At 58.8% G+C, this 26,472-nt stretch carries 25 protein-coding genes; 3 read left to right on the forward strand and 22 right to left on the reverse strand.

Features of this window, described 5'->3' with window-relative positions; translation table 11 throughout:
• Together HF257_RS21345 and leuA are read left to right on the forward strand one after the other, a co-directional pair.
• The gene (locus HF257_RS21345; protein ID WP_185708172.1) at window positions 1–3,699 is read left to right on the forward strand and encodes a dermonecrotic toxin domain-containing protein; all 3,699 of its coding nucleotides are present in this window, start codon (window positions 1–3) and stop codon (window positions 3,697–3,699) included.
• Between the two features lie 406 nt (window positions 3,700–4,105).
• A complete protein-coding gene (leuA, locus tag HF257_RS21350; RefSeq protein WP_185708174.1) occupies window positions 4,106–5,785 on the forward strand; it encodes a 2-isopropylmalate synthase in 1,680 nt (559 codons plus the stop codon).
• Between the two features lie 173 nt (window positions 5,786–5,958).
• Here leuA and HF257_RS21355 read toward each other — a convergent pair whose 3' ends face one another.
• The 21 genes from HF257_RS21355 to trmJ all read right to left on the reverse strand — a co-directional run bounded on the left by HF257_RS21355 (window position 5,959) and on the right by trmJ (window position 24,763).
• Entirely contained in the window at window positions 5,959–6,750 is a 792-nt protein-coding gene (locus HF257_RS21355; RefSeq protein ID WP_185708175.1) for an amidohydrolase, read from the reverse strand.
• Window positions 6,738–7,886 carry a pyridoxal phosphate-dependent aminotransferase gene (locus HF257_RS21360; RefSeq protein ID WP_185708176.1) on the reverse strand — a complete coding sequence of 383 codons (1,149 nt, stop codon included), beginning with the start codon at window positions 7,884–7,886 and terminating at the stop codon, window positions 6,738–6,740. The genes HF257_RS21355 and HF257_RS21360 overlap by 13 nt, the downstream gene beginning before the upstream one ends.
• 121 nt (window positions 7,887–8,007) lie before the next feature.
• Entirely contained in the window at window positions 8,008–9,477 is a 1,470-nt protein-coding gene (gene der / locus HF257_RS21365) for a ribosome biogenesis GTPase Der (RefSeq protein ID WP_185708177.1), read from the reverse strand.
• Window positions 9,478–9,611: 134 nt separating this feature from the next.
• Complete coding sequence (gene bamB / locus HF257_RS21370) at window positions 9,612–10,763, reverse strand: outer membrane protein assembly factor BamB (RefSeq protein ID WP_185708178.1); 1,152 nt, start codon at window positions 10,761–10,763, stop codon at window positions 9,612–9,614.
• Window positions 10,756–11,397 carry a YfgM family protein gene (locus HF257_RS21375; RefSeq protein ID WP_185708179.1) on the reverse strand — a complete coding sequence of 214 codons (642 nt, stop codon included), beginning with the start codon at window positions 11,395–11,397 and terminating at the stop codon, window positions 10,756–10,758. The genes bamB and HF257_RS21375 overlap by 8 nt, the downstream gene beginning before the upstream one ends.
• Before the next feature lie 41 nt (window positions 11,398–11,438).
• A complete protein-coding gene (gene hisS / locus HF257_RS21380) occupies window positions 11,439–12,728 on the reverse strand; it encodes a histidine--tRNA ligase (RefSeq protein WP_185708180.1) in 1,290 nt (429 codons plus the stop codon).
• Between the two features lie 23 nt (window positions 12,729–12,751).
• A complete protein-coding gene (ispG, locus tag HF257_RS21385; RefSeq protein ID WP_099585613.1) occupies window positions 12,752–13,861 on the reverse strand; it encodes a flavodoxin-dependent (E)-4-hydroxy-3-methylbut-2-enyl-diphosphate synthase in 1,110 nt (369 codons plus the stop codon).
• Window positions 13,862–13,863: 2 nt separating this feature from the next.
• Window positions 13,864–14,838 (reverse strand): RodZ domain-containing protein, encoded by a 975-nt coding sequence (locus HF257_RS21390; RefSeq protein ID WP_185708181.1) that lies wholly within the window; start codon window positions 14,836–14,838, stop codon window positions 13,864–13,866.
• Window positions 14,838–15,596 carry a type IV pilus biogenesis/stability protein PilW gene (gene pilW, locus HF257_RS21395; protein WP_185708182.1) on the reverse strand — a complete coding sequence of 253 codons (759 nt, stop codon included), beginning with the start codon at window positions 15,594–15,596 and terminating at the stop codon, window positions 14,838–14,840. Before pilW ends, HF257_RS21390 begins: the two co-directional genes overlap by 1 nt.
• Before the next feature lie 12 nt (window positions 15,597–15,608).
• Window positions 15,609–16,757 carry a 23S rRNA (adenine(2503)-C(2))-methyltransferase RlmN gene (rlmN, locus tag HF257_RS21400; protein ID WP_185708183.1) on the reverse strand — a complete coding sequence of 383 codons (1,149 nt, stop codon included), beginning with the start codon at window positions 16,755–16,757 and terminating at the stop codon, window positions 15,609–15,611.
• 29 nt (window positions 16,758–16,786) lie between these two features.
• On the reverse strand, window positions 16,787–17,212 hold the full coding sequence (gene ndk / locus HF257_RS21405) for a nucleoside-diphosphate kinase (protein WP_083356869.1): 426 nt from the start codon (window positions 17,210–17,212) through the stop codon (window positions 16,787–16,789).
• A gap of 92 nt (window positions 17,213–17,304) precedes the next feature.
• A complete protein-coding gene (gene iscX, locus HF257_RS21410) occupies window positions 17,305–17,505 on the reverse strand; it encodes a Fe-S cluster assembly protein IscX (RefSeq protein WP_135291183.1) in 201 nt (66 codons plus the stop codon).
• Between the two features lie 14 nt (window positions 17,506–17,519).
• On the reverse strand, window positions 17,520–17,861 hold the full coding sequence (gene fdx / locus HF257_RS21415; RefSeq protein ID WP_017736823.1) for an ISC system 2Fe-2S type ferredoxin: 342 nt from the start codon (window positions 17,859–17,861) through the stop codon (window positions 17,520–17,522).
• A 3-nt stretch (window positions 17,862–17,864) separates the two neighbouring features.
• Entirely contained in the window at window positions 17,865–19,727 is a 1,863-nt protein-coding gene (gene hscA, locus HF257_RS21420) for a Fe-S protein assembly chaperone HscA (protein WP_185708184.1), read from the reverse strand.
• A 53-nt stretch (window positions 19,728–19,780) separates the two neighbouring features.
• Entirely contained in the window at window positions 19,781–20,302 is a 522-nt protein-coding gene (hscB, locus tag HF257_RS21425) for a co-chaperone HscB (protein WP_185708185.1), read from the reverse strand.
• 8 nt (window positions 20,303–20,310) lie between these two features.
• Entirely contained in the window at window positions 20,311–20,634 is a 324-nt protein-coding gene (gene iscA / locus HF257_RS21430) for an iron-sulfur cluster assembly protein IscA (protein ID WP_003175963.1), read from the reverse strand.
• 28 nt (window positions 20,635–20,662) lie between these two features.
• Window positions 20,663–21,049 carry a Fe-S cluster assembly scaffold IscU gene (gene iscU / locus HF257_RS21435; protein ID WP_028617851.1) on the reverse strand — a complete coding sequence of 129 codons (387 nt, stop codon included), beginning with the start codon at window positions 21,047–21,049 and terminating at the stop codon, window positions 20,663–20,665.
• A gap of 99 nt (window positions 21,050–21,148) precedes the next feature.
• Window positions 21,149–22,363, reverse strand: a complete 1,215-nt coding sequence (locus tag HF257_RS21440) for an IscS subfamily cysteine desulfurase (RefSeq protein ID WP_185708186.1) — start codon at window positions 22,361–22,363, stop codon at window positions 21,149–21,151.
• A 50-nt stretch (window positions 22,364–22,413) separates the two neighbouring features.
• Window positions 22,414–22,905 (reverse strand): Fe-S cluster assembly transcriptional regulator IscR, encoded by a 492-nt coding sequence (gene iscR, locus HF257_RS21445; RefSeq protein WP_003194020.1) that lies wholly within the window; start codon window positions 22,903–22,905, stop codon window positions 22,414–22,416.
• Between the two features lie 302 nt (window positions 22,906–23,207).
• Window positions 23,208–23,990 carry a serine O-acetyltransferase gene (cysE, locus tag HF257_RS21450; RefSeq protein WP_185708187.1) on the reverse strand — a complete coding sequence of 261 codons (783 nt, stop codon included), beginning with the start codon at window positions 23,988–23,990 and terminating at the stop codon, window positions 23,208–23,210.
• 2 nt (window positions 23,991–23,992) lie between these two features.
• Window positions 23,993–24,763, reverse strand: a complete 771-nt coding sequence (gene trmJ / locus HF257_RS21455; RefSeq protein ID WP_185708188.1) for a tRNA (cytosine(32)/uridine(32)-2'-O)-methyltransferase TrmJ — start codon at window positions 24,761–24,763, stop codon at window positions 23,993–23,995.
• Between the two features lie 145 nt (window positions 24,764–24,908).
• On the opposite strand from trmJ, the gene suhB reads away from it, so the two are divergent.
• Complete coding sequence (suhB, locus tag HF257_RS21460) at window positions 24,909–25,724, forward strand: type III secretion system regulator SuhB (protein WP_185708189.1); 816 nt, start codon at window positions 24,909–24,911, stop codon at window positions 25,722–25,724.
• 200 nt (window positions 25,725–25,924) lie between these two features.
• On the opposite strand, the gene HF257_RS21465 is transcribed toward suhB, so the two are convergent.
• On the reverse strand, window positions 25,925–26,467 hold the full coding sequence (locus HF257_RS21465) for a glycine zipper 2TM domain-containing protein (RefSeq protein WP_065908615.1): 543 nt from the start codon (window positions 26,465–26,467) through the stop codon (window positions 25,925–25,927).
• Window positions 26,468–26,472: the final 5 nt, after the last annotated feature.

The raw sequence follows: 26,472 nt of genomic DNA on the forward strand, positions 1-26,472 counted from the left end.
ATGTTTGCTCTCGGCCATGCCCTGATGCACCAGTCCTCGGTACAACGTAATACTCATAGCCACCAGCCACCAAAGCCCAACGTTGAAAACACCCCGGTTGCACCTGCCTCAACCCCCTCCACTTTTGCCCCCGACACTCCGCCCCTGCCTACCTCGCCTGGCATTCCACCGGCCACCGTGAAATACCCTGGACTCGCGAAACGATTCAACGTCAGTGACCAGCAAGCCTTCCTCATTCAACACGACGACCTCACCCTCGCCATGCAACGCTTGCAAGGCCAGCAGCCGAACTTCAAGGCCTTTGTCCAGGCTCAACTTGAAGAGGCATTTCCAGACGTACGCCCCCTGAACGCCGAAACACTGTCCTTCAATCGCTACCGCAGTGAGGATGACATTGAAACCCTGGAGTCTTCTGAACCGTTGATGACGGCTCTTGCGCGGACAATCCAGCAAATCCAGGCCACCCCAAACAAACTTCTACACGGTGAGCGCGACATACGCACCGGATTCATCACTCAACAAACCTCCTCCGACGCCGCCGTGCCGGCTGTCACCTCAGGCACATTACAAACCATCGCCAGGACCATCGCCACTCAGTACCCTGCGGTGCTCGAGGACTTCTGGACGACACCCCGTCCGACAGAACGCAACCCGAAGGTAATGGAGTCTCCTCAGAACCAATTATTGACCCTGCACAAACAACAACTTTCGACCCTCACCGCATTGCGCGTTAGCGACGGCACGCTGACGGCGGCGAGCAAAAATCTGATCGACAGCGCCCTGCAACACCCCACCCTGGCCGAGCGGGAAAAAGCCTTCACCGATGGCGCACGTCCAGGTGTGTACCCACTCACGATCGACGACGGTACCGAGCACGGTGCGCTGCTGGCCGGAACCTTTCTGATTACCCAGACCGACGGTTCCTTTTCTACGCCCCCACCATGGCCAAAAGGCAAGTCCCTTCGACTCGACGACGCCCATGGCCCCGTCGTGCTGTACACCCCAGGTGAGGGCTTCGAAGAGTTCGCAACGCCAGCCCAGGCCCGCCAGGCATTGGCCAAACGGCTGGACGAAGGCGGTGCAAACGCCGACCTGCTGCTGCAAACCGTGCCGCTAGCGCTCCAAAACGGCACCGAACCGCCCACCGGGGAAGACCTGATGCTCAGCGCTGCACCGCTGGATGGCGATGTACTGGCCGAAGGTATTCCCTGGATGCTCAAGCGCCAGCAGGCAGAGGCCGAGGCGAGCCAGCGAAAAGATCCCCTTTCTTCTGAGGCCATCGATGACGCCGCCGACTGGTCCTACCTGCTCGACGGCAGCAATGCTCTACAGGCACGTAACCAGGCATTGGCGGATAAACTGCAACCCGAATGGCTGAAAAACCTGAACCCGGCTCAGGAGGCGCTCTTTGCCCGCTTGGAGCAAGCGCAGGAAAAAAGTGTCGACGCACTGACCCCATTGCTTGAAAGCATTCCCTCCCTGGCAACCTTCACCCGCGACCGGATGAATGAGGCAATAAAAAAGAGCTACCCGAACGCCGTGGTGGATGCCGATCAATTAATGGTTCAGGTCCGCACCCGGACGCACATCAACAACGGTCGAAAAACCAGCAGCCACACCCCTTTCGAAAAAAACACGCGGGTATCGCTCACCGACCTCGCCCTGAAAAACCCCACCGAGTTCCCCGCCGGTGAAAGCGCGACGTTCACACAAACCACCTTCAAACTACCGCTGACCGACAAACAGGGCAAACCGGTGCTCGACACCGATGGCAAGCCTGTCGTACTGGACACAGACCAACTCAAGACACTGGTCAACAGCGCCGATGTCGGCGGTGAATACACTGCCCTGTTGAAAAAAGAACTGGCCACGGACGCCGTGGCGGGCAAGGCGGGTGAACGCCGTGACGCGTGGAAAGCCAGCCAAGCGGACCTGATGAGCAAAGAGGCGTTTCTTGCAGAGCTCAACCCTGATGCCTACAAGGCTGAGGCAAAAAACGACAAGACGTCCAAACGCGGCGCGCAATGGGTCGCCGCGGTGCTGGATCACCCCGACCCGGCCAACCGCCCACTGGTCGATGGTGAAACCATTGTGACCCACACCCTCGTCCAGCGCGGCCTGCCGGTTCAAGGTGTGATGGTGATCGGCAACAGCAAGGATGCGGAGCAGGTGCTGTACACACCGAATGCCCCCGATGGCATCACTTTTCGCGAAGTGGCAAGCCAACAGGCGCTCAATACCCTGCTGGATAAAAACGAGTGGAAGCTGTACACCGCGGGCCGTAAATCGCCGGTCAATAAAGATGACGTCGCCAAAGCGAAGGAGACACTCAACAAACACAAATTCGATTTGGCAAGGAACCCCGCCGCCGCCATCGACACTTTCGTCAAGGCCCTCAAGCTGACAGGTGACGCCTCCACCCTCGCCCCCATGACCGGCAATAGCCTGGATGAGTTGTATAAACAACACGTGCAGTTGGTGATCGACAAGGCCGACCACCAATCTGTCAGCAGTGCCGAGGTGAAGGCACAATCAACGGCCAACAAGGTCCAGTTCGGGATTGATGTCGCCTTGATCTTCATGGACCTGCTGCCGGTGGTCGGCAAAGGTGCTTCCACAGCACTCCGACTGGGGAAGGCGGGTGTCACGGCACTGCGCGTCAACGCAAGAGTCTTGCCTAAATTGATCAAGAACCCGGCTCTGGGGCGAGCGATCTACGCGGACTTTTCCACCGCCGGGGCGGGTATACCGCTGATTCGGACCTCGCCGCTGCGCCCTGTTGCCAAGACGTCCTTGAGAGCCATTGAGCCCGTACCGCGCGCTATGCCCAGGGCGCTGCAGACGCCTGGCGGCTCGTCGCCAGCAACATCCTCGACCAGTAGAGGGGTTGTGGCTAATGCCGAGCAACCTGCCATCACCCATATAACCCGTGATCTGAGTGCCTTTGCCGTACCGGATGAGGTGATTCGGGGCACTGTACTGGGCTCAAACGGTACCTACAATGTCGGCGGCACTTGGTACGTTCGGTTCACCGACAGTACCGGTCTCAATAAGGTTTATCAGATCGAGTCACCGTTCCACGTCAACAGCGGACGGGTGAACATCATCGATCCCCATTTACCTTCAAGTGCCTCACGAAGCGCAAGACGGCAGGTAACGTTGCAATCTGCCGGCAACGGGGAGTGGCGACTGGCCAGCAATCAGGGTGGTGTAAATACTCCATCGCAAAAACGATCCCCATTGAAAGGAAACTCGCTAACAAATGCTTCTGCGACGCCGCAATTGGCCAATCATCAGGATTGGCAATCGATAGTGGATTCTGGCTTTCACAACGGGCAACCCGTCTATATTCACTACACCAGCAGGGCAGGGTCAGAAGCGATCGCTCAGCAGCAAAGTATTAACGATTTAGCCCGCGCAGAACGGCGCGCCGGCTCGAAGGGCGGCGTGTACGTCAACCCTCCCGGCCAGCAGTTCAATGGCGAGAACGTCGAAAACTTGCTGTTTTTAGGCAATGAACGCTATGTGGGCAGTGGCGACTATATGGTGATATTCAGCACTGACCAGACCCCGGTTAATCTAGGAGCTGTCACTACCGGTAGTCAGTTCGTCGAGCTCAAGATGGATAAGGCAATAAAACTGACTCCATCGAACTTTTTGTATTTAGGGCCCAATAAATTCCCCAACTATTTCGGCTGAGTACACGTTAAAAAATACCGAAGTAGCCGGTTATTTCCCGGCTACTTCTGCGCCCGCGTGCATCTCGCCACGCCAACACCCAGCGACCATCGATTGCGCAGCAGCGGAACCAGCAAGCAACAAAAACGCTAAAAAAACACAAAGCCAACAAATAATTCTCGAAAAATCGCAAAAAACCGAGAAAACCCTCATTTTTTTTTTGCACCTTGCCAACCTCGCATGCCGCGGTTAGGGTTGGGTCCATGAAAACCTCTCACACCCTCATTCAGCTTCGCCAGCACCGCAGCCTGTGCCTCGTCAGCGCACGACTGCCAGGCTGAATCGATCTGCCTCGCCCCCGTTTTATCCCCAACAATAGTTCCACGGCAGGCCGCCTCTTTTCGGCCCCAAAACAAAGGATTCCCCGATGAGCATGCTCAAAGACCCGTCTTCGAAGTACCGCGCGTTCCCGACCATCGATATCCCGGATCGCACCTGGCCTTCGAAAACCATCACCGCCGCGCCGATCTGGTGCAGCTCCGACCTGCGTGATGGCAACCAGTCGCTGATCGAACCAATGGATGCGGTGAAAAAGCTGCGTTTCTGGAAGACGCTTGTCGCCGTGGGCGTAAAGGAAATCGAAGCGTCGTTCCCGGCGGCATCGCAAACCGACTTTGACTTCGTACGTACCCTGATCGAAGACGGCCACATCCCCGAGGACACCACCATCCAGGTGCTGACCCAGGGCCGTGAAGACCTGATCGCGCGCACGTTCGAATCCCTGCGCGGTGCCAAGAAAGCCATCGTGCACTTGTACAACGCGACTTCGCCGTCCTTCCGCCGCATCGTATTCAACCAGGACAAGGACGGCATCAAGGCCATCGCGGTCAACGCGGCCAAGCTGTTCGTCAAATATGCTGCCCAGCAGCCGGAAACCCAGTGGACCTTCGAATACTCTCCAGAGACTTTCAGTGCCACGGAGCTGGAGTTCGCCAAGGAAGTCTGTGACGCAGTAATCGAGGTGTGGAACCCGACGCCTGAGCACAAGATGATCCTCAACCTGCCAGCCACCGTTGAGTGCGCCACGCCGAACATCTATGCCGACCAGATCGAATGGTTCGGTCGCCATATCAACCGTCGTGACAGCGTGATCATCAGCCTGCACACCCACAACGACCGTGGCACCGGCGTAGCAGCTACCGAACTTGGCCTGATGGCCGGCGCAGACCGTGTCGAAGGCTGCCTGTTCGGCAACGGCGAGCGTACCGGTAACGTTGACCTGGTGACCGTGGCACTGAACATGTACACCCAGGGTCTGGACCCACAACTGGACTTCTCCGACATCGACGGAGTGCGTAAAGTCGTCGAGGAGTGCAACCAGATCCAGGTACACCCACGTCACCCTTACGTTGGCGACTTGGTGCACACCGCGTTCTCCGGCTCTCACCAAGACGCGATCCGCAAGGGTTTCTCCCAGCAGAAGGACGACGCCCTGTGGGAAGTGCCGTACCTGCCAATCGACCCGGCCGACATCGGTCGCAGCTACGAAGCCGTGATTCGTGTGAACAGCCAGTCCGGCAAAGGCGGTATTGCCTACCTGCTGGAGCAGGAATACGACATCAGCTTGCCGCGCCGCATGCAGATCGAATTCAGCCAGGTGGTACAGGCTGAAACCGACCGCGTGGGCCTTGAGATGACCGCACCACAGATCTACGCCTTGCTGCAGCGTGAATACCTGCAAGCCAACACCCCGTACGCGCTGGTCAGCCATCGCTTGCAGGAAGAAAACGGCAATAGCTTTGTCGAGGTTGAAGTCTCCGGCAAGGGCCAGGGCGAAACCAACCTGCACTGGAAAGGCAAAGGCAATGGCGCACTGGAAGCCCTGGTGGCCGGCCTGCCGATTGGCGTGGAGATCATGGACTACAACGAACATGCGATTGGCGCGGGCACCAACGCCAAGGCAGCGGCTTACATTGAGCTGCGCGTGAACGGTGAGCGTCCGGTGCATGGTGTGGGTATTGATGAAAACATCACTACCGCCAGCTTCAAGGCACTGTTCAGCGCACTGAATCGCTCGCTGAGTCAGCAGGAAGCAAAAGCGGCCTAACTACTGCTGAAATGCTAAAGGCCCCTGGGTGCGAGTCCAGGGGCCTTTTTATTTGAGGGGTGTGGTGATAGTTCTGGCCTCTTCGCGAGCAAGCCCGCTCCCACTTTCGACCGCATTTCTACAGACGGAATGCGGTCGAAAGTGGGAGCGGGCTTGCTCGCGAATGCGGTATGTCAGACAAACTGAAAAGTATCGGCATCCAGATTCGCCGGAAACCGCGTGCGATACGCCGCCAACTCCGCCGCATCCAGGCACACCTGAAACACCCCGTCCGCCTCCCCCGCGCTCAGCAACGTCTCACCCTGAAAGTCCAGCACCTGGCTGTCACCGGTGTAGGCAAACCCTTTGCCGTCCGTACCGACGCGATTCACAGCGGCCACATAACACAGGTTTTCGATAGCACGCGCCGGAAGCAACCGATTCCAATGCAAGCGCCGCGCGCCCGGCCAGTTGGCGGTGTAAAGCAGCAAGTCGGTGTCCTGGGCATCACGACTCCACACCGGGAAGCGCAGGTCGTAGCAAATCAGCGGGCGTATGCGCCACCCCTTCAATTCGAACTGCACTTGGCGCTCGCCAGGCGTGTAGTGATTATGTTCACCAGCCATGCGGAACAGGTGGCGCTTATCGTAGTGCAACACCTCACCATCGGGCCGCGCCCACAGCAGGCGGTTGCGATGGCTGCCATCGGCGGCCTGGATGATCACGCTACCGGTGATCACCGCGTTGTACTTGGCGGCCTGAGCCTTGAGCCAGTGATGAGTCGGACCGTGTTCCGGCTCGGCAAGGGTGGCCGACTCCATGGAGAAACCGGTGGTAAACATCTCCGGCAGTACAATCAGATCGGCGCCCTTGGCCTGCTCCAACAGCAGTTCAAAATGCTCAAGGTTAGCCTGGCGGTCGTGCCAGGCCAGACTGGTCTGGACCAGAGCGATGTTCAGGTTCGGCAGCGCACTCAGATCACGCATAGTTTTTCAGCTGCTTGTTGCAGCGTCTCCTCGCGTTTGGCAAAACACAGGCGCACCAGGCGCTGGCCTTGGGGTGGGTTCTGGTAGAACACCGAGACCGGAATCGTCGCCACGCCGTGTTCACGGGTCATCCACAGGGACATGGCAACGTCATCCAGGTCCGGGCGAATCTGAGAGTAATCCACCAATTGGAAGTAGGTGCCGGTCACTCGGGTAAAGCTGAAACGCGACGGCGCCAGCAGGTCGCAGAACAGGTCACGCTTGGCCTGGTAGAAGGCCGGCAGCTCATCCACATGCTCTGGGTGTTCGGCCATGAAGTCGGCCAAGGCGAACTGCAACGGCGTCACACCGCAGAAATTGACGTATTGGTGCACCTTACGAAGCTCGGCAGTAAGGGCCGGTGGCGCAACCACGTAGCCGGTTTTCCAGCCAGTGACGTGGTAAGTCTTGCCAAAGGAGCTGACCACGAACGCGCGTTGATACAGCTCTTCGTGGGCCAGCACGCTGACGTGGGGCACACCGTCGAAGACCAGGTGTTCGTAGACCTCATCGCTGACCAGGTAGATATCACGGTCGCGGATCAACTCGGCCAACTGGTCCAACTCGGCGCGGCTGATCAAGGCGCCTGTGGGGTTGTGTGGGGTGTTGAGGATGATCATGCGTGTGCGCGGTGATAGCGCGGCCTTGATCTGCTCAAAGTCCAATGCAAAGCCTTGCAGGCTCAACTGCACGTGCACGCAACGCCCACCGGCCAGTTCAACCGAAGGCTCGTAGCTATCGTAGCTTGGGTCGAACACGATGACTTCATCGCCACTGCGGATCACGGCCTGGATCGCACAGAAGATCGCGGCAGTGGCGCCTGGGGTGATGGTCACTTCGCTATCGACGTTGACCGTCGCACCATAGCTGCGGGCGATCTTGGTCGCCACCTGCTGACGCAGGGCCGGCAGACCGGTCATCGGCGAATATTGGTTGTGCCCGCTGGCGACGTGCTTGCCCACCGCATCGAGCAAGCCTTGGGGGCCATTGAAGTCCGGGAAGCCCTGGGACAGGTTGAGCGCGCCAGTTTCGGCGGCAAGTTGCGACATCGTGGTGAAAATGGTCGTGCCGACATTCGGCAGCTTGCTGGTGATCATCAAAAGGCCCCTGCAGGTGAGCCCCAAGTTTTAAGCTGCCAATTGCACCGGGTCAAGGCACAAACCACCGCGCACAAAAAAGGGCTCCAAAGGAGCCCTCTCTCACAACGTGAAGCTGCCGTTATTTCTTGTCACGGCGCTTCTTGTCGGCCTTCTTGTGGTGAGTCATCAAACGACGCTTCTTGTTCACCTGACGGTCGGTCAAGGTGTTCTTGTTGCCTTCGTACGGGTTATCACCGCCTTTGAACTCGATGCGGATCGGCGTACCGACCAGTTTCAAGACACGACGGTAGGTGTTTTCCAGGTAACGCACGTAGGACTTCGGCACCTTCTCGATCTGGTTACCGTGGATCACGATAATCGGCGGGTTGGCACCACCCAAGTGGGCGTAACGCAGCTTGATCCGGCGATTGTTGACCATCGGCGGTGCGTGCTCGCCAACAGCGTCTTCCAGGATCTGGGTCAGGCGGTTGGTCGGCCAGCGGGTCACTGCGGACTTGAACGAGTTCTGTACGGACGCGTAGAGGTTGCCCACGCCAGTACCGTGCAGTGCCGAGATAAAGTGGATATCGGCGAACTCGACGAAGAACAGGCGACGCTGCAGCTCGATCTTGACGAAGTCGCGCTCGCTCGGCGTCATGCCGTCCCACTTGTTGATCGCGATGACCAATGCCCGACCGGCCTCCAGGGCAAAGCCCAGCAGGTTGAGGTCGTGGTCCACCACGCCTTCGCGGGCGTCCATCACGAAGATCACCACGTTGGCGTCTTTGATCGCTTGCAGGGTTTTGACCACCGAGAACTTTTCAACTTCCTCGTGGATCTTGCCGCGCTTGCGCACACCGGCGGTGTCGATCAGCGTGTACTTTTCCTCGTTGCGCTCGAACGGGATGTAGATACTGTCGCGAGTGGTACCGGGTTGGTCGTACACGATGACCCGGTCCTCACCGAGCATGCGGTTGACCAAGGTCGACTTGCCGACATTCGGACGACCGATGATGGCGATCTTGATACCGTCTTTTTCGCTCGGGCCAGGAATGCGCTTGGCTTCCTCACCTTCGGCGACGATCTCTTCCTCACCCTCTTCTTCCTCAGCGTTGTCCTTCGGGAAGCTGCTCAGGGCAATTTCCAGCATCTGGGTAATGCCGCGACCGTGGGCACCGGCGATCGGGATCGCGTCGCCCAGGCCCATCGGGCTGAATTCGGCGCGGGCCAACTCAGGATCGATGTTGTCGATCTTGTTGGCGACCACGTAGGAACGCTTGTTGCGCTTGCGCAGGTGCTCGCCAATCATCTGGTCGGCGGCGGTGTAGCCCGCACGGGCGTCCACCAGGAACAACACGACATCGGCTTCTTCAATGGCCAGCAGCGACTGCTCGGCCATTTTTTCGTCCATGCCATGCTCGTCACCGGAGATACCACCGGTGTCGACAATAATGTAGGAGCGCCCTTGCCACTTTGCCTCACCGTATTGGCGATCACGGGTCAGACCGGACAAGTCGCCGACGATGGCGTCGCGAGTCCTGGTCAGGCGGTTGAACAAGGTGGACTTGCCGACGTTAGGTCGGCCCACCAGGGCGATTACGGGAACCATGCGGCTCTCCACTTCGTTATTTCAGAAAATACAAAAGCCGCTGCAGGGCAGCGGCTGGTGCTCGGGGCAGCATAATCAAATGCCGCATGCCCCGCCGAAGCGGGGCCGCCTGGGTGTTACCCCAAGCATAGTTCTTACTTGATGGTCAGGGCTTCCAGCTTGCCGCTGTTGCCAAACACATAAAGCATGTTACCCACGACCAGCGGACGAGCGCGCAGGCCGTCGCTGTCGATACGCTCGCGACCGACAAATCGACCGTCTACCTGGCTCAGCAGATGCAGGTAGCCTTCGAAGTCGCCAACCGCTACGTAGCTGGAGAACACTTCCGGTGCCGACAGCTGACGGCGAGCCAGGGAGTCGTTGCTCCACAGGGCAGTAGTGGAACGCTCGTCGACACTTTCAACGGTGCCAGACGCCAGGCTTACGTAGACGCTGCCAAACCCTTGGGCGACACCGGCGTAGCTGGAAGCATCACGCTGCCAGTTCACACGGCCGCTCTGCAGGTCCAGTGCCGCTACACGGCCCTGGTAAGTGGCAACGTAGATGGTTTCACCAGACAGCAGCAGGCCGCCGTCGATGTCCACTACGCGGTCCAGTTCGGAACGACCTTGCGGGATAGCCACACGGGTTTCCCAAGCCGGCACGCCATTCTGGGTATCGAGGGCGACCACTTTACCGGTCGACAGACCTGCAACGGCCAGATTGTTGGTCACAATCGGACCACTGGTACCGCGCAAGGTCAACACCGCCGGGGTGTTGTCGTATAGCCAACGCTGGTTGCCGGTGCTCGCATCGAGGCCGATCAGGCGGTCATCCTGGGTCTGCACTACGACAACATCGCCGTTGGTGGCAGGGGCTGCAAGGACCTCACTGGTCACGCGAGCGCGCCATTTTTCCTCACCGGTGCTGGAGTCCAGCGCCACGACTTCGCCCTTGAGCGTACCGATCAGCACCAGGCCATAACCGACACCCACACCACCGGAAACCGGCAGCTCGAGGTCTTTCTTCCACTTGACGTCGCCGTTCATGCGATCCATGGCAACGATCACACCAGTGGAGTCAGTGGCCACGATGTTGTCGCCGTCGATTGCCGGCTGCAACAGGTTGTAGAGGTCGCCCTGACCGTCACCGATGGAACGGCTCCACTGCTTCTGCAGGACCACTTCTTCCTTGAAGCTGGTCAGCTCCGCAGGAGGCAGTTCTTTTTTACTGTTGCTGCTGCAACCCGCGGCCAGAACGGCCAGAGCCAGCAATGCTGCATGTTTCCAACGGATCACGTCACGCATCCCCTTTGGCCAAGTCGTCCAGCTTGATTTGTAAGCCACCGACCGCCGCTTCATCAGACAGCGCCGCCTTGGCTTTTTGGTACGCAGCATTGGCTTCGTCGGTACGACCCAATTGGACCAACAGGTCGCCCTTGAGCTCTTCGCGAGTGGCAACAAATGCCTTGTCAGCATCGCCGTCGAGCAGTTTGAGTGCTTCGTCAGCCTTGTTCTGTGCGGCAAGTACCTGAGCCAGGCGCTGACGTGCGATTTCACCCAGGGTCGGGTTGGTCGGCTTGTCGGCGATAGCCTTCAGTTCTGCTGCGGCATCATCCAGCTTGCCGGTATCGACCGCGACTTTCGCGACGAACAGGCTGCCGTATTGGGCGTAGGTGCTGCCGCCGAATTCGTTTTTCAGCTTGCCGGCCAGGTCTGCGACCTGAGCAGGATCAGGCTTGCCGTCCGGGGTCAGCGTGGTTTCCAGCAATTGCTGATACAGGATCGAGGCGCCTTGGGATTGGTTGGCCTGATACTTGTGCCAGGCTTGCCAGCCGAACACCACCACTAAAGCCAGCAGGCCGCCGGTAACCAGGGGTTTGCCGTTACGCTGCCACCAGTCCTTGAACTCGGCCAACTGCTCATCATCAGTACTCGACACCCCAATACTCCTTAATCGCTAAATTCGGCTGTTCGACAGCTTCAACCCTGCACGACGCAGGTGGCCAAGTGCGCAGCGAGCGCATCAAAGGCAATGTTCTGTTGCTCGCCCTGGCCACGCAGGGGTTTGAAACCTATCACTTGCTGGGCCAGTTCGTCATCGCCGAGGATCAGTGCGTACAGCGCACCGCTCTTGTCGGCCTTCTTGAACTGGCTCTTGAAACTGCCGGCGCCGGCATTGACCTGCAGGCGCAGGTTGGGCAACTCATCACGTACTTTTTCGCTGAGGGCCAAGGCTGCCAGTTCGGCGGCCTCGCCAAAGGCGCAGAGGTACACATCGACCTGACGGGAAATTTCTTCCGGGACCTGCTCCAAGGTTTCCAGCAGCAGGATCAGCCGCTCGATGCCCATGGCAAAACCTACGCCAGTGGTCGGCTTGCCGCCCATCTGCTCGACCAGGCCGTCGTAGCGCCCCCCGGCGCACACGGTACCCTGCGCGCCAAGTTTGTCGGTGACCCACTCGAACACGGTCTTGCTGTAGTAATCGAGGCCGCGCACCAGCTTGGTGTTGATCACGAACGGAATACCGGCCGCATCCAGGCGAGCCTTGAGGCCCTCGAAGTGAATGCGCGATTCGTCGTCCAGGTAGTCGGCCATTTTCGGCGCGTTGACCAGGACGGCCTGAGTGTCGGCGTTCTTGGTATCCAGTACACGCAACGGGTTGGTTTTCAGACGGCGCTGGCTGTCTTCGTCCAATTTGTCGAGGTGGGCCGACAGGTACTCGACCAGGGCTACCTTGTAGCGGCCGCGAGATTCGCTGGTACCCAGGCTGTTGAGCTCAAGCTTGACCGCATCGCGGATGCCCAGCAGGCCCCACAGGCGCCAGGTCAGCACGATCAGTTCGGCGTCGATATCCGGACCGTCGATGTTGAACACTTCCAGGCCGATCTGGTGGAACTGGCGATAGCGGCCTTTCTGGGGGCGCTCGTGGCGGAACATCGGGCCGATGTACCACAATTTTTGCGGTTGGCCAGCACCGGTGAGGCCATGCTCCAGCACGGCGCGCACGCATGCGGCGGTGCCTTCCGGACGCAGGGTCAGGGAGTCGCCGTTGCGGTCTTCAAAGGTGTACATCTCTTTTTCGACGATGTCTGTAACTTCACCGATAGAGCGCTTGAACAGCTCGGTGAACTCGACGATCGGCATGCGGATCTGCTTGTAACCGTAGTTATCCAGCAGGCGCGCGACAGTGCCTTCGAAATAACGCCACAGCGGCGTCTGCTCCGGCAGGATGTCGTTCATGCCACGAATGGCTTGCAGAGACTTGCTCACATCAAATCCTTAAATTCGTTCAATCAGCCGCGCGCGATCAGCGCTGCGTCAGCCGCGACCTTCTCGGCCGCTTTCTCGCGGATCAGTCTTTCGAGCTCATCCACCAGATTGTCATTCGTTAACTTCTGCGCCGGTTTGCCGTCGATGTAGATCAGGTTCGGTGTACCGCCAGTCAAGCCCACATGGGCTTCCTTGGCTTCGCCAGGCCCGTTGACCACACAACCGATCACCGCAACATCCAGCGGCACCAGCAGGTCTTCAAGGCGCAATTCCAGATCGTTCATGGTTTTCACCACGTCGAAGTTCTGCCGCGAGCAGCTCGGGCAGGCGATGAAATTGATACCACGGGAACGCAAACGCAGGGATTTGAGAATGTCGTAACCGACCTTCACTTCCTCTACGGGGTCTGCCGCCAGCGAGATGCGAATAGTATCGCCAATCCCTTCGGCGAGCAGCATACCGAGACCCACCGCAGATTTCACTGTGCCTGAGCGTAAACCGCCGGCTTCGGTGATGCCCAAATGCAACGGTTGCACGATTTCCTTGGCCAGCAGGCGATAGGCTTCTACGGCCATGAACACGTCGGAAGCCTTTACGCTGACCTTGAAGTCCTGGAAATTCAGGCGTTCAAGGTGTTCTACGTGGCGCAGTGCCGACTCAACCAATGCGGCCGGAGTAGGTTCGCCGTATTTCTTTTGCAGGTCTTTTTCCAGGGAACCGGCGTTGACGCCGATACGGATTGGAATGCCGCGATCACGGGCCGCGTCCACCACGGCGCGAACACGGTCTTCACGACCGATGTTGCCTGGGTTGATACGCAGGCAGTCCACACCCAGTTCGGCCACGCGCAGGGCGATCTTGTAGTCGAAGTGGATGTCGGCAACCAACGGCACCTTGACCAGTTGCTTGATGCGGCCAAAGGCTTCTGCAGCGTCCATGTCCGGTACGGATACCCGCACAATGTCCACGCCAGCAGCTTCCAGACGATTGATCTGGGCGACAGTGGCGGCCACATCGTTGGTGTCGCTGTTGGTCATGCTCTGTACTGCGATGGGGGCGTCGCCACCCACAGGCACCGAGCCGACCCAGATCTTGCGCGATACGCGACGTTTGATTGGAGATTCGCCGTGCATGACTATTGTCCCAACTTCAGGCGAGCAGTCTCGCCACTGGTGAACGGCGCCACGTCCACAGGCTGGCCGTTGTAGGCCACTTGCGCGCCACGGGCAAAGCCCAGACGCAGCGTCAAAGGAGGCTTGCCGCCCTGGTCGAGCGTATCTCCCTTACGCTTCAGACCGCTAAACAGCACTTTGCCATTGCCATCGGTGACTTGCGTCCAGCAGTCAGCGACGAAGGTGATTTGCACGCGGCCATCACCGGCAATGAGTGCTGGGGTGGTAGGCGCAGAAACAGCAGGAGCAGCCGGTGCGGCTGGAGCAGGAGCCGGCACCGGCACCGGCGCGGCGGGAGCATGGGCTACCGGGGCAGTTGCTGGCGTGGCCGGTACCGCAGCGGTCGCGGACGGCGTAGTTTCCGGCGCAGGTTGTTCTACGGTGGCTGGCGCTTCTGGCGCGGCCTGGCCTTCGGCAACGGCTTGGTCTTCCGGCTCGTCCAGCGGGTGAATCTGGGTGGTGCCGTCGGCGCTTTCGACTTCGACGTGCTCCATGGCGTTGCTGGTCAGGTCCTTGGTGCGCTGGGACGTCTGGTCTTGCCACCAGACGAAACCGCCGCCGATCACGGCGATCAGCAGCAACAGGCTGACAATTCGCAAAATAGTGTGGGAAACACGCACAGGCTCTTCGATACGACCCAAGCCATGGACATTGCTGCCCTGGGAGTCAGTACCGGTGAACTGATCAAATTCCTGGACCAGCACGGCCTGGTCGATGCCCAGCAATTTGGCGTAGGCGCGGATATAGCCGCGAGCAAAGGTATGCCCAGGCAGCTTATCGAACGCGCCGGCTTCCAGATTGGCCAGGGATGTGGTGGTCAAATTGAGCTTGAGGGCCACTTCTGCCAGCGACCAACCATTGCTTTCGCGGGCCTGGCGCAAGGTGTCGCCTGGGTTTACGCGATTAGCTGCTACAACTTCCGGGTGCGCCGCTTTCATCATTGCTCCGACAGGTATTGCTGATATTCCGGCGTACCGGGATAGAGTCGTTCGAGTTGCTGGCCAAAACGTGCGGCCGTGTCGCGTTCTTCATGAACCGTCGCCAGGCGCACACCGAGCAATAGACTACGTGCATTTTGCCCGCTGAGCAGGCTAAAACGCTCGTAATAGTCACGTGCCGGCACATAATGCCTGTCTTCGTAGGACAACTCAGCCATTTCGAGCAATGCCCGAGGCTGACGACCATTCATGTGCAGGGCTTTTTCCAGTTGCTTGCGTGCGCTGTCGCGCTGGCCGAGTCGCATCGAGGTCACCCCAAGGTTCTCGAATACACGAGAACGCTCAGGATAGAGGGTATCGGCGCTGGCTTGCTGGAAATAAAGGGCTGCCTGGTCATAACGTTTCTGCTCGAACAGGAAGCTGCCGTAGTTATTCAGCAGCCTCGGGTCTGCAGGGCGGGAGGCCAATGCCTTGAGGAAATAACGGTCAGCCAGTTCAGGCTCCGCCTGTGCCTGGAACACCAGGGCCAGCGCGGCATTGGCATCCGCATCGTTGCTGTCGAGCTCAAGGGCCTTTTTCAACGGCACTTTGGCCTGCTCGCTCATGCCCTGTCGCAGGTAGCCCAAGCCCAGTTGCACATAGGCAACTCGCGCCTCGTCACGGCCTTTACTGGTTTGCAAAGGGTTGTCAGAACCCGATGAAACACAACCGGCCGCTAGACCGGTAACAAGCAAAAGCAGCGCAAGGCGCAAGGGCATAGAGATCCTCTCTCAGATTCGATTCACAGCGATTAGCGGCAAATCGTCGGCGGCGTTCAATTCGCGCCCGGCGATGTAACGTTCGCTGCGGCGGGTGCGGTCCATTACCTGCCCTACCAATTGGCCACAAGCGGCATCGATGTCTTCACCTCGCGTGGTGCGCACGGTGACGTTGTAGCCGGCCTGATGCAGTTGATCCTGGAAACGGCGGATGGCGTTGTTGCTCGGCCGCTCGTAGCCAGAATGTGGAAACGGGTTGAACGGGATCAGGTTGATCTTGCACGGGGTGTTCTTGAGCAACTCGATCATCTCGACCGCGTGTTCGACCTTGTCGTTGATGTCCTTGAGCAGGGTGTACTCAACGGTCAACACGCGTTTCTCGCCCAAGGTCGCCATGTAACGCTGGCAGGATTCGAGCAGCATCTTAAGCGGATACTTCTTGTTGATCGGCACCAATTGGTTACGCAATGCGTCATTGGGTGCGTGCAGCGACAACGCCAGGGAGACGTCGATGTGCTTGGCCAGCTCATCGATCATCGGTACCACGCCGGAGGTCGACAGGGTCACACGGCGTTTGGAGATGCCGTAGCCCAGGTCGTCCATCATCAAATGCATGGCAGAGATGACGTTGTCAAAGTTCAGCAGCGGCTCACCCATGCCCATCATCACCACGTTGGTGATGGCACGGTCGACGGTTGCCGGGACGCTGCCAAAGGATTTGTTGGCAATCCACACCTGGCCGATGACTTCGGCGGCGGTGAGGTTGCTATTGAAGCCTTGCTTGCCGGTGGAGCAGAAACTGCAGTCCAAGGCACAGCCTGCCTGGGACGAAACGCACAAAGTGCCGCGTTTGCCCTGGGGGATATATACAGTCTCGACACAGCTGCCGGACGCCACGCGCACTACCCACTTACGGGTACCGTCGCTGGAGATGTCCTCGCTGACCACTTCGGGACCACGGACCTCAGCAATGGCCTTGAGCTTGTCACGCAGGGCCTTGCTGACGTTCGTCATGGCGTCGAAATCGTCGACGCCAAAGTGGTGAATCCATTTCATTACCTGACCGGCACGGAAACGCTTCTCCCCGATTGAGTCGAAGAATTTCTCCATTTCCGGCTGGGTCAGACCCAGCAGGTTGGTTTTAACAGTCGATGTAGTCATGGATTCACCCTCACTCTTTAAGCCAATGCTTAGCGAGCGGTTACTTCAGTAGCAGCGAAAAAGTACGAGATTTCGCGAGCAGCGGCAGCTTCGGAGTCCGAGCCGTGTACAGCGTTGGCGTCGATGGACTCAGCGAAGTCAGCACGGATGGTGCCGGCAGCAGCTTCTTTAGGGTTGGTAGCGCCCATCAGCTCACGGTTCAGAGCGATAGCGTTTTCGCCTTCCAGAACCTGAACAACAACAGGACCGGAGATCATGAAGGAGACCAGGTCGCCGAAGAAACCACGAGCGCTGTGCTCAGCGTAGAAGCCTTCAGCTTCAGCTTTGGACAGTTGCTTGAGTTTCGAAGCTACAACCTTCAGGCCGGCTTTTTCGAAACGAGTGGTGATCTCGCCGATGACGTTTTTTGCAACAGCGTCAGGCTTGATGATGGAGAAAGTACGTTGAACAGCCATGGTGTAACTCCAGAAACGGTAATTTACGAAAAATTAAACCCGCGAATTATACGCGGGTTATTGGGTATTGCCTAACTGCGTAAAAAGACGGTTCAGTCTGCTTCTTCGATCCACAGGCCTTGAATCGCCTCCAGAACCTTTTCGCCACCCCGATCCGGGATGTCGTCGAATTCCGGCAGCGCCATCACCAGATTGCGCAGGGTGACGAAGTTCACAGACAGAGGATTGACGTCCGGGTGCGCTTCAGCAAGTTGTATAGCGATTTCTTGTACATCAACCCATTTCAGGCTCATGACATTTCCTTGAATCAGTGCGGCGCTTCGGCAGCATGGTTGAGCGAATATTTCGGAATTTCGACAGTAATGTCTTCCGTTCCGACTTTTGCCTGACAGCTTAGGCGCGAATGCGCTTCCAAGCCCCACGCACGGTCAAGAAAGTCCTCTTCCAGCTCGTCGGCTTCTTCCAGGGTGTTGAAACCCTCGCGGATGATGCAGTGACAAGTGGTGCAGGCGCAGACGCCGCCGCAGGCACTTTCGATCTCGATGTGGTTGTCATGGGCAACTTCGAGGATGGACTTGCCGGTCTCAGCCTCCACGACCATACCGTCCGGGCAATGCTCGGCGTGTGGCAGAAAAATGACCTGCGGCATTAATTATTCCTCGATTTCATTCAGGTTGCGTCCCGCCAGGGCGGCTTTTACCGTCTGGTCCATACGACGGGCGGCAAAGGCATCGGTCACTTGCGACAGGCGCTTGGTCTGTTGCTCGATGGCATAACCATCAGTGCCTTTCATCAGTTCGGCCAATTCCTGCATCTGCAGGTCGATGACCATGCGCTCTTCGGCGTCCAGCAGGCGCTCGCCATCGACATCCAGGGCACCCTGCACTGCTTCGAGCAGGCGCTGGGCATCGACTTGCTGCTCACGCAATACGCGGGCGACTTTGTCGTCACCGGCGTACTGGAACGAGTCCTTGAGCATCTTGGCGATTTCACCGTCGGTGAGGCCGTAAGACGGCTTGACCTGGATGCTGGCTTCAACGCCCGAGCCCAGCTCGCGCGCGGCGACATTCAGCAGACCGTCGGCGTCGACCTGGAAGGTCACGCGAATCTTCGCCGCACCGGCCACCATCGCCGGAATACCGCGCAACTCAAAACGTGCCAGGGAACGGCAGTCGCTGATCAGTTCGCGCTCACCTTGCAGCACATGGATCATCATGGCCGTCTGGCCATCTTTGTAGGTGGTGAAGTCCTGGGCGCGGGCGACGGGAATGGTTGTGTTGCGTGGAATCACCTTCTCCATCAGGCCACCCATGGTTTCCAGCCCCAGGGACAACGGAATGACGTCGAGCAGCAGCAGTTCGCCACCGTCACGCTTGTTGCCGGCCAGGGTATCAGCCTGGATCGCAGCGCCAATAGCGACCACTTGATCCGGGTCGATTTCAGTCAGGGGCGGGCGGCCAAACGCCTCGGCGACAGCGTCACGAACACGCGGCACGCGGGTGGAGCCGCCCACCATGACCACAGCACCGACGTCTTGCAGCTCGATACCGGAATCACGCACGGCACGGCGGCAAGCCTTAAGGCTGCGGGCGACCATCGGCTCGATCAAGGCATCGAAGGCTTCGCGGGTCAGTTGGGCAGACCAGGAGCCGTAGGAAACATCGACAACGGCAGCATCAGTCAGCGCCTCTTTAGCGGCGCAGGCAGTTTGCAACAAGTTGCGCTGCGCGCCTGGGTCCAGGTCGGCAGACAAACCAGCACTGTTGATGATCCAGCCTGCAATGGCGTGATCGAAGTCATCGCCACCCAGGGCACTGTCGCCACCGGTAGCCAAAACTTCGAAGACACCGCCGGTCAGGCGCAGGATCGAAATATCAAAGGTACCGCCGCCCAGGTCGTAAATAGCCACCAGGCCTTCGGCGTGCTGGTCCAGGCCGTAGGCCACAGCCGCTGCAGTCGGCTCATTGAGCAGGCGCAGCACATTCAGGCCGGCAAGTTTCGCCGCGTCCTTGGTGGCTTGGCGCTGGGCGTCATCGAAATACGCCGGAACCGTAATCACCGCCCCAACCAGTTCGCCGCCCAAGGTGTTTTCCGCGCGCTGGCGGAGCACCTTGAGGATATCGGCCGACACTTCCACCGGGCTTTTCGGGCCCTGGACAGTATCGATGAACGGCATGTGGGATTCACCGCCAACAAAGCGGTATGGCAGTTGATCGCCCAGTTGCTTGACGTCGGACAGACCACGACCCATCAAGCGCTTGACCGACAACACGGTGTTCAGAGGATCGGTAGACGCCGCCAGCTTGGCCGACTCACCGACTTCGGTGCGATCAGCGTGATAACGCACGGCGGACGGCAGGATAACCTGGCCATTGGCGTCGGGCAGCGGCTCGGACAGGCCACTGCGCAAGGCAGCAACCAGGGAATTGGTGGTGCCCAGGTCAATCCCGACCGCCAGGCGACGCTGGTGCGGTTGAGGGCTTTGGCCGGGTTCGGCGATTTGCAGTAGGGCCATGGTAATCAGGTCTTATCTGTCTATCAGGCGTGCATCACGGGCAGCACACGGGGTTAATCGTCGAGGCGCTCTTCTAGCTGGCGCACTTCGTAGGTGAGCTTGTCGAGGAACTGCATGCGCCGCATCAGGCGCTCGGCCTGTTCACGTTGCGCTGCATCATCCCAACAGGCTGCGAAGCTTTCGTTGAGCTCATCCTGGGCCTTTTTCAGACGACGCTTGAAGACTGCGATACCCGCCAGGTCTGCTTCGTCCTGCAAGTCTTCGAGCTCTTCGCGCCACTGCATCTGCTGCATCAGGAAGTCGGGATCGTGCACCGTGACTTCAAGTGGCAACTCGCCCCCTCTCATCGCAAGCAAATAGCGTGCGCGTTTGGGCGGGTTTTTCAGGGTCTGATAGGCTTCGTTGAGGCTGGCCGATTGCTCCAGCGCCAAGCGCTGCTCACGCTCGGAAGCGTCAGCGAAGCGGTCCGGATGCACCCCACGCGCCAATTCTCGGTAGCGCGTGGCAAGCTGCTCAAGGTCCAGCCGAAAGCTCGGCTGCAGCTCGAATAAAGCGAAATGACAAGGAGTACCCACGAATAGCCTCAGATGTTGAAGCTTTCGCCGCAGCCACATTCACCGCGTACGTTGGGGTTGTTGAACTTGAAGCCTTCGTTCAACCCTTCCTTGACGAAATCGAGCTCGGTGCCGTCCAGGTAGGTCAGGCTTTTAGGGTCGATGATCACTTTCTCGCCGTGACTTTCGAACACCTGGTCTTCCGCAACCACCTCGTCGACGAACTCCAGCACATAGGCAAGGCCGGAACAGCCCGTGGTGCGAACACCCAGACGAATCCCCTCACCTTTACCGCGCCCATTCAGGGAGCGGCGAATGTGCTGCGCAGCCGCTTCTGTCATGCTGATAGCCATCGTTGACTCCTTACTCGTCGCCAAATGCTTAGATCAAGCCTTTCTTCTGCTTGTAGTCGCGAACGGCCGCCTTGATAGCGTCTTCAGCGAGTACGGAGCAGTGGATTTTCACTGGCGGCAGAGCCAGCTCTTCGGCCAACTGGGTGTTGCTGATGGTGACAGCCTCGTCCAGGGTCTTGCCTTTCATCCATTCGGTCGCCAGGGAGCTGGAGGCAATGGCCGAACCGCAACCGTAGGTCTTGAACTTGGCGTCTTCGATAACGCCAGCGTCGTTGACCTTGATCTGCAGGCGCATTACGTCGCCGCACGCCGGGGCGCCGACCATGCCGGTGCCGACGTCTGGGTCTTCCGCGTCCATCTTGCCGACGTTACGCGGGTTTTCGTAGTGGTCGATGACCTTTTCGCTGTAAGCCATGGTACTGAATCCTCACTCATCAGGGCCGCTCTGGAACCCTGTAGAAACGCCTGCGTTTTCCGCCACGTTCCTACAGAGCTTGGGTGGCGGCTTCTATATTTAGTGTGCCGCCCACTCGATCTTGGAAATATCGACACCGTCTTTGTACATGTCCCACAGCGGCGACAAGGTACGCAGTTTATTGACGGCTTCGCAGACCTTCTGCGCCGCGTAGTCGACTTGTTCTTCGGTGGTGAAGCGACCGAACGTAAAGCGGATGGAGCTGTGTGCCAGTTCGTCGTTGCGGCCCAGGGCGCGCAGTACGTACGAAGGCTCAAGGGAGGCCGAGGTGCAGGCCGAACCGGACGAAACGGCCAGGTCCTTGAGCGCCATGATCAGCGACTCGCCTTCGACGTAGTTGAAGCTCAAATTCAGGTTGTGCGGTACACGGGCGGTCATGCTGCCGTTGATGTACAGCTCTTCAAGGTTCTCGACCTGCTTGTAGAAGCGGTCGCTCAGGGCCTTGATGCGTACGTTTTCGGCAGCCATGTCTTCCTTGGCCACACGGAAAGCTTCACCCATGCCGACGATCTGGTGGGTCGCCAGGGTGCCCGAACGCATGCCGCGTTCGTGACCGCCGCCGTGCATGGTGGCTTCGATACGCACACGTGGCTTACGGCTCACGTACAGGGCGCCGATGCCTTTAGGACCGTAGGTCTTGTGGGCAGAGAACGACATCAGGTCGACTTTCAGCTTCGACAGGTCGATATCAACCTTACCGGTAGACTGAGCGGCGTCGACGTGTAGCAGCACACCTTTGGAGCGGGTCAGCTCGCCAATGGCCGCGATGTCGTTGATGGTGCCGATTTCGTTGTTCACGTGGATCACGGAAACCAGAATGGTGTCTTCACGCAGCGCGGCTTCGATCATGGCCGGGGTGACGATACCGTCGGTGGTTGGCTCGAGGTAGGTGACCTCGAAACCTTCACGCTCCAGTTGGCGCATGGTGTCGAGGACAGCCTTGTGCTCGATCTTGGTGGTGATCAGGTGCTTGCCTTTGCTCGCGTAGAAATGCGCGGCGCCCTTGATTGCCAGGTTGTCGGACTCGGTAGCACCGGAGGTCCAGACGATTTCGCGCGGGTCGGCGTTAACCAGGTCGGCGACTTGGCGACGAGCGTTCTCGACCGCTTCCTCGGCTTTCCAGCCGAATACGTGGGAACGGGAGGCTGGATTGCCGAAGTTTCCGTCAACCAGCAGGCATTCGCTCATCTTTTGCGCGACACGCGGATCAACCGGGGTGGTCGCTGAGTAATCAAGGTAAATCGGCAATTTCATGGACTTTCTCCTAAATCAGGCTGGCTGGCGTGCCGTTAGCTCTTCGGCTGTCACTCGACGGCGGACGCTTCAATCTTGTCCAGACGCGGCGCCTTGGTGTTGCAACGGCGCTGGTCCTGACGCTGGGCTACTTCTTGCACCTCACGGCGAGTCACAAGATCGGCCAAGCTGATACCACTCAAAAACTCATGGATCTGCAAGCTCAGGTCGCACCACAAGTGGTGCGTCAGGCAGGTGTCGCCAGCATGGCAATCACCCAGACCCTGGCATTTGGTGGCGTCGACGGATTCGTTGACCGCATCGATCACCTGGGCCACCTGGATGCCCTGCATGTCGCGAGACAACTGATAGCCACCACCTGGCCCACGCACACTGGACACCAGGTTGCTGCGACGCAACTTGGCGAACAGTTGCTCAAGGTAGGACAGGGAAATGCCTTGGCGCTCGGAGATATCGGCCAGGGACACCGGCCCAGTTTGCGCGTGCAAGGCCAGGTCAAGCATGGCGGTCACCGCGTATCGGCCTTTTGTAGTCAGTCTCATGGACAATTACCAAGGTGTTTCAGAATGTGGGCAAGTATGCGATTCCCGAGTATTTAAGTCAACTATAAGACCTAGTACTTTAGTCAGGATTACCCGTAAAAAGGGCGCGCGAATCATAGCAGGATGGGGTGGGGAGGAACAGCGGGAACAGGACTGACCGGGAATTGCGAGACCAATGGAGATCAAATGTGGGAGCGGACTTGCTCGCGAAAGCGGTGAACCAGCCAATACATTTGACGACTGATACTCCGTATTCGCGAGCAAGCCCACTCCCACAAGGGCAATAGCGTTACGATTAGACCTCAGCTCGCCTTGGTGGCGGCTTCTTCCTTGATCTCGGCGAAGTCTTCCTCGCGCAATTCAGGCAGGTCCTTGGCGCAGTAAGGGCTCCCTAGCTCCTTTAGCGCACCGCACATGCCGTCCAGCTTGCCGTCGACCGCCTGCAAATGATCAAGCAACTGACCGATAGCGCGCGCTACCGGATCGGGCATGTCTTCGCTGACGCCGTAGGCATCAAAACCAATCTTCTCAGCCATGGCCTTGCGCTTGGCTTCCTGCTCGTCGCCGGCTTCCGGCTTGACGATGATCCGGCCAGGGATACCGACGACGGTAGCACCAGGCGGTACCGCCTTAGTCACGACGGCATTGGAACCCACCTTGGCACCCGCACCGACGGTAAACGGGCCAAGCACCTTGGCGCCCGCCCCCACCACCACGCCATCACCCAGCGTCGGGTGGCGCTTGCCTTTGTTCCAACTGGTGCCACCGAGGGTCACGCCTTGGTACAGCGTCACGTCATCGCCGATTTCAGCGGTCTCACCGATAACAATGCCCATGCCATGGTCGATAAAGAAACGGCGCCCCACCTTGGCTCCCGGGTGAATCTCGATCCCGGTCAGCCAGCGACCAAAGTTCGACACCAACCGAGCCAGCCATTTCCAACCCATGCCCCACAAGGCACCGGACAAGCGGTGAATCCAGATCGCGTGCATCCCCGGATAGCAAGTCAGCACTTCAAACGCGTTGCGCGCCGCCGGATCACGGTGGAAAACACTCTGGATATCTTCTCGCAAACGCTCGAACATTTTTAATCCTTCCGATTAAGAAGCTCGCCACGGGCCGCTTTCTGGGTTTCCGTGAGGATGCCACGCAATATATTCATTTCTGCCCGACTGACCGAGCTACGTCCGTACAAGCGACGCAGGCGCGCCATCAAGTGCCGTGGTTTTTCAGGATCGAGAAATTCGATGGCTACCAGGGTTTGCTCCAGGTGCTCATAGAATCGCTCCAGTTCGTCCATGGTGGCCAGCTCGCCACTTTTGGTCGACGCGACCTCCTCTTTTTCCACTTTGCTTGGCTGACCAGCCGCCGCCAACCAGGCCATGCGCACTTCGTAGGTCAACACCTGCACCGCCGCACCGAGGTTCAGCGAGCTGAACTCGGGGTCTGATGGGATGTGCACGTGATAATGACATCGCTGCAGTTCGTCATTGGTGAGGCCTGAGTCCTCACGACCGAACACCAAGGCGATCTCAGCACCGCCAGCGGCCTCCTCTACCACTTTGGTGCCGCATTCGCGCGGATCCAACAATGGCCAAGGGATTCGACGGTCGCGAGCGCTGGTGCCAAGCACGAGATTGCAGCCGACCAAGGCGTCTTCAAGGGTGGCGACGACCTGGGCTTTTTCAAGGATGTCATTGGCGCCGGACGCGCGGGCATCAGCCTCGTGGTGCGGGAACACACGCGGCTCGACCAGCACCAGGCGCGTCAGCCCCATGTTTTTCATGGCTCGCGCCACCCCACCGATATTGCCGGGATGACTGGTATTGACCAAGACGACACGAATGTTTTGCAGCAAGGGAGGCGCTCTCGGACACGGGAAAGGGGAGCAAATCTTACAGAACAGCCTAAGGTTATGCCATGAAAGCTAACGTCGTCCTTCACCTGAAGAAAGTTTCTGCTAGAATGCTCGGCTTTCTTTAACAACCTTAGGTGACACATCCATGCAGCCCATGCTGAATATCGCGCTGCGCGCCGCCCGCAGCGCCAGTGAATTGATCTTCCGCTCCATCGAGCGCCTGGATACCATCAAGGTCGACGAAAAAGACGCCAAGGATTACGTATCCGAGGTGGATCGCGCCGCCGAACAGAAAATCATCGACGCTCTGCGCAAGGCCTACCCTACCCACGGCATCCTCGGTGAAGAAACCGGCCTGCACAAAGGTAGCGGCGAAGGCGAAGACTACCTGTGGATCATCGACCCACTGGACGGCACCACCAACTTCCTGCGCGGCATTCCGCACTTTGCCGTGAGCATCGCGTGCAAATACCGTGGCCGCCTGGAACACGCCGTCGTTCTGGACCCAGTTCGCCAGGAAGAATTTACCGCCAGTCGTGGCCGTGGCGCCCAACTGAACGGTCGTCGCCTGCGTGTCAGCGGCCGCACTAGCCTGGACGGCGCATTGCTGGGTACCGGCTTTCCGTTCCGTGACGACCAGATGGACAACCTGGAAAACTACCTGGGCATGTTCCGCGCCCTTGTTGGCCAGACCGCTGGCATTCGTCGCGCTGGCGCAGCAAGCCTGGACCTGGCGTATGTTGCCGCCGGTCGTTTTGATGCGTTCTGGGAGTCAGGCCTGTCCGAGTGGGACATGGCTGCAGGCGCACTGCTGATCCAGGAAGCTGGCGGCTTGGTGAGCGACTTCACTGGCGGTCACGACTTCCTTGAAAAAGGCCACCTGGTTGCTGGCAACACCAAATGCTTCAAGGCAGTACTGACGGCGATCCAGCCGCACCTGCCGGCTTCGCTGAAACGCTAAGCGAGCGAGCACAAAAAAGCACCCTTCGGGGTGCTTTTTTTGTGCCTAGGATTTGGTCTACCCCAACCTCAGCAACACACAAACAAATGTGGGAGCGGGCTTGCTCGCGAATGCGGTAGATCAGTCACAGTAGCTTTGACTGTCACTCCGCTTTCGCGAGCAAGCCCGCTCCCACATTTTGATTTACGCAAGGCGTGGAATTACTGTTGGTTCTGGCCGAGGATCAGACGACCTTCTTTGTCCACCGGAATCTGACCACCCGGATCGCGATCCATACGCACGCTGCCTTCCTTGCCGTCCAGGTTGTAACGCACGTCATAACCGACCACCTTGTCGCTGATGTCATTGACGGTGTTACAGCGTGTTTGCGTAGTGGTATAGGTATCGCGGTTCTGCATACCTTCCTGAACCTTGTTACCCGCGTAACCACCACCGACCGCACCCGCTACAGTGGCGAGCTTCTTGCCATTACCGCCACCGACCTGGTTGCCCAACAAGCCACCGGCCAGCGCACCGACCACGGTACCGACGATCTGATGCTGATCCTGCACCGGCTTCTGCCGGGTTACGGCGACGTCCTTGCAGACCTCGCGAGGGGTTTTGATCTGGGTTTTAACCGGCTGCACCGCCAGCACTTGCGCATACTCAGGGCCGCTTTTAACCAGGCTGTAGGTGGCAACAGCGCCCCCGGCAGTCACACCGACAGCACCCAATACCGCACCAACCAGCAACGACTTGTTCACGTGAA

It is taken from the genome of Pseudomonas cremoris, from assembly GCF_014230465.1.

Coding starts and splice junctions, on each gene's coding strand:
- fdx (WP_017736823.1), bottom strand. CDS start 17,861: ATGCCGCAGGTCATTTTTCTGCCACACGCCGAGCATTGCCCGGACGGT.
- iscX (WP_135291183.1), bottom strand. CDS start 17,505: ATGAGCCTGAAATGGGTTGATGTACAAGAAATCGCTATACAACTTGCT.
- HF257_RS21390 (WP_185708181.1), bottom strand. CDS start 14,838: ATGAAAGCGGCGCACCCGGAAGTTGTAGCAGCTAATCGCGTAAACCCA.
- cysE (WP_185708187.1), bottom strand. CDS start 23,990: ATGTTCGAGCGTTTGCGAGAAGATATCCAGAGTGTTTTCCACCGTGAT.
- HF257_RS21440 (WP_185708186.1), bottom strand. CDS start 22,363: ATGAAATTGCCGATTTACCTTGATTACTCAGCGACCACCCCGGTTGAT.
- ispG (WP_099585613.1), bottom strand. CDS start 13,861: ATGCACGGCGAATCTCCAATCAAACGTCGCGTATCGCGCAAGATCTGG.
- iscU (WP_028617851.1), bottom strand. CDS start 21,049: ATGGCTTACAGCGAAAAGGTCATCGACCACTACGAAAACCCGCGTAAC.
- iscA (WP_003175963.1), bottom strand. CDS start 20,634: ATGGCTATCAGCATGACAGAAGCGGCTGCGCAGCACATTCGCCGCTCC.
- ndk (WP_083356869.1), bottom strand. CDS start 17,212: ATGGCTGTTCAACGTACTTTCTCCATCATCAAGCCTGACGCTGTTGCA.
- HF257_RS21355 (WP_185708175.1), bottom strand. CDS start 6,750: ATGCGTGATCTGAGTGCGCTGCCGAACCTGAACATCGCTCTGGTCCAG.
- hscA (WP_185708184.1), bottom strand. CDS start 19,727: ATGGCCCTACTGCAAATCGCCGAACCCGGCCAAAGCCCTCAACCGCAC.
- iscR (WP_003194020.1), bottom strand. CDS start 22,905: ATGAGACTGACTACAAAAGGCCGATACGCGGTGACCGCCATGCTTGAC.
- HF257_RS21360 (WP_185708176.1), bottom strand. CDS start 7,886: ATGATCACCAGCAAGCTGCCGAATGTCGGCACGACCATTTTCACCACG.
- suhB (WP_185708189.1), top strand. CDS start 24,909: ATGCAGCCCATGCTGAATATCGCGCTGCGCGCCGCCCGCAGCGCCAGT.
- HF257_RS21345 (WP_185708172.1), top strand. CDS start 1: ATGTTTGCTCTCGGCCATGCCCTGATGCACCAGTCCTCGGTACAACGT.
- bamB (WP_185708178.1), bottom strand. CDS start 10,763: ATGCGTGACGTGATCCGTTGGAAACATGCAGCATTGCTGGCTCTGGCC.
- rlmN (WP_185708183.1), bottom strand. CDS start 16,757: ATGACTACATCGACTGTTAAAACCAACCTGCTGGGTCTGACCCAGCCG.
- pilW (WP_185708182.1), bottom strand. CDS start 15,596: ATGCCCTTGCGCCTTGCGCTGCTTTTGCTTGTTACCGGTCTAGCGGCC.
- der (WP_185708177.1), bottom strand. CDS start 9,477: ATGGTTCCCGTAATCGCCCTGGTGGGCCGACCTAACGTCGGCAAGTCC.
- leuA (WP_185708174.1), top strand. CDS start 4,106: ATGAGCATGCTCAAAGACCCGTCTTCGAAGTACCGCGCGTTCCCGACC.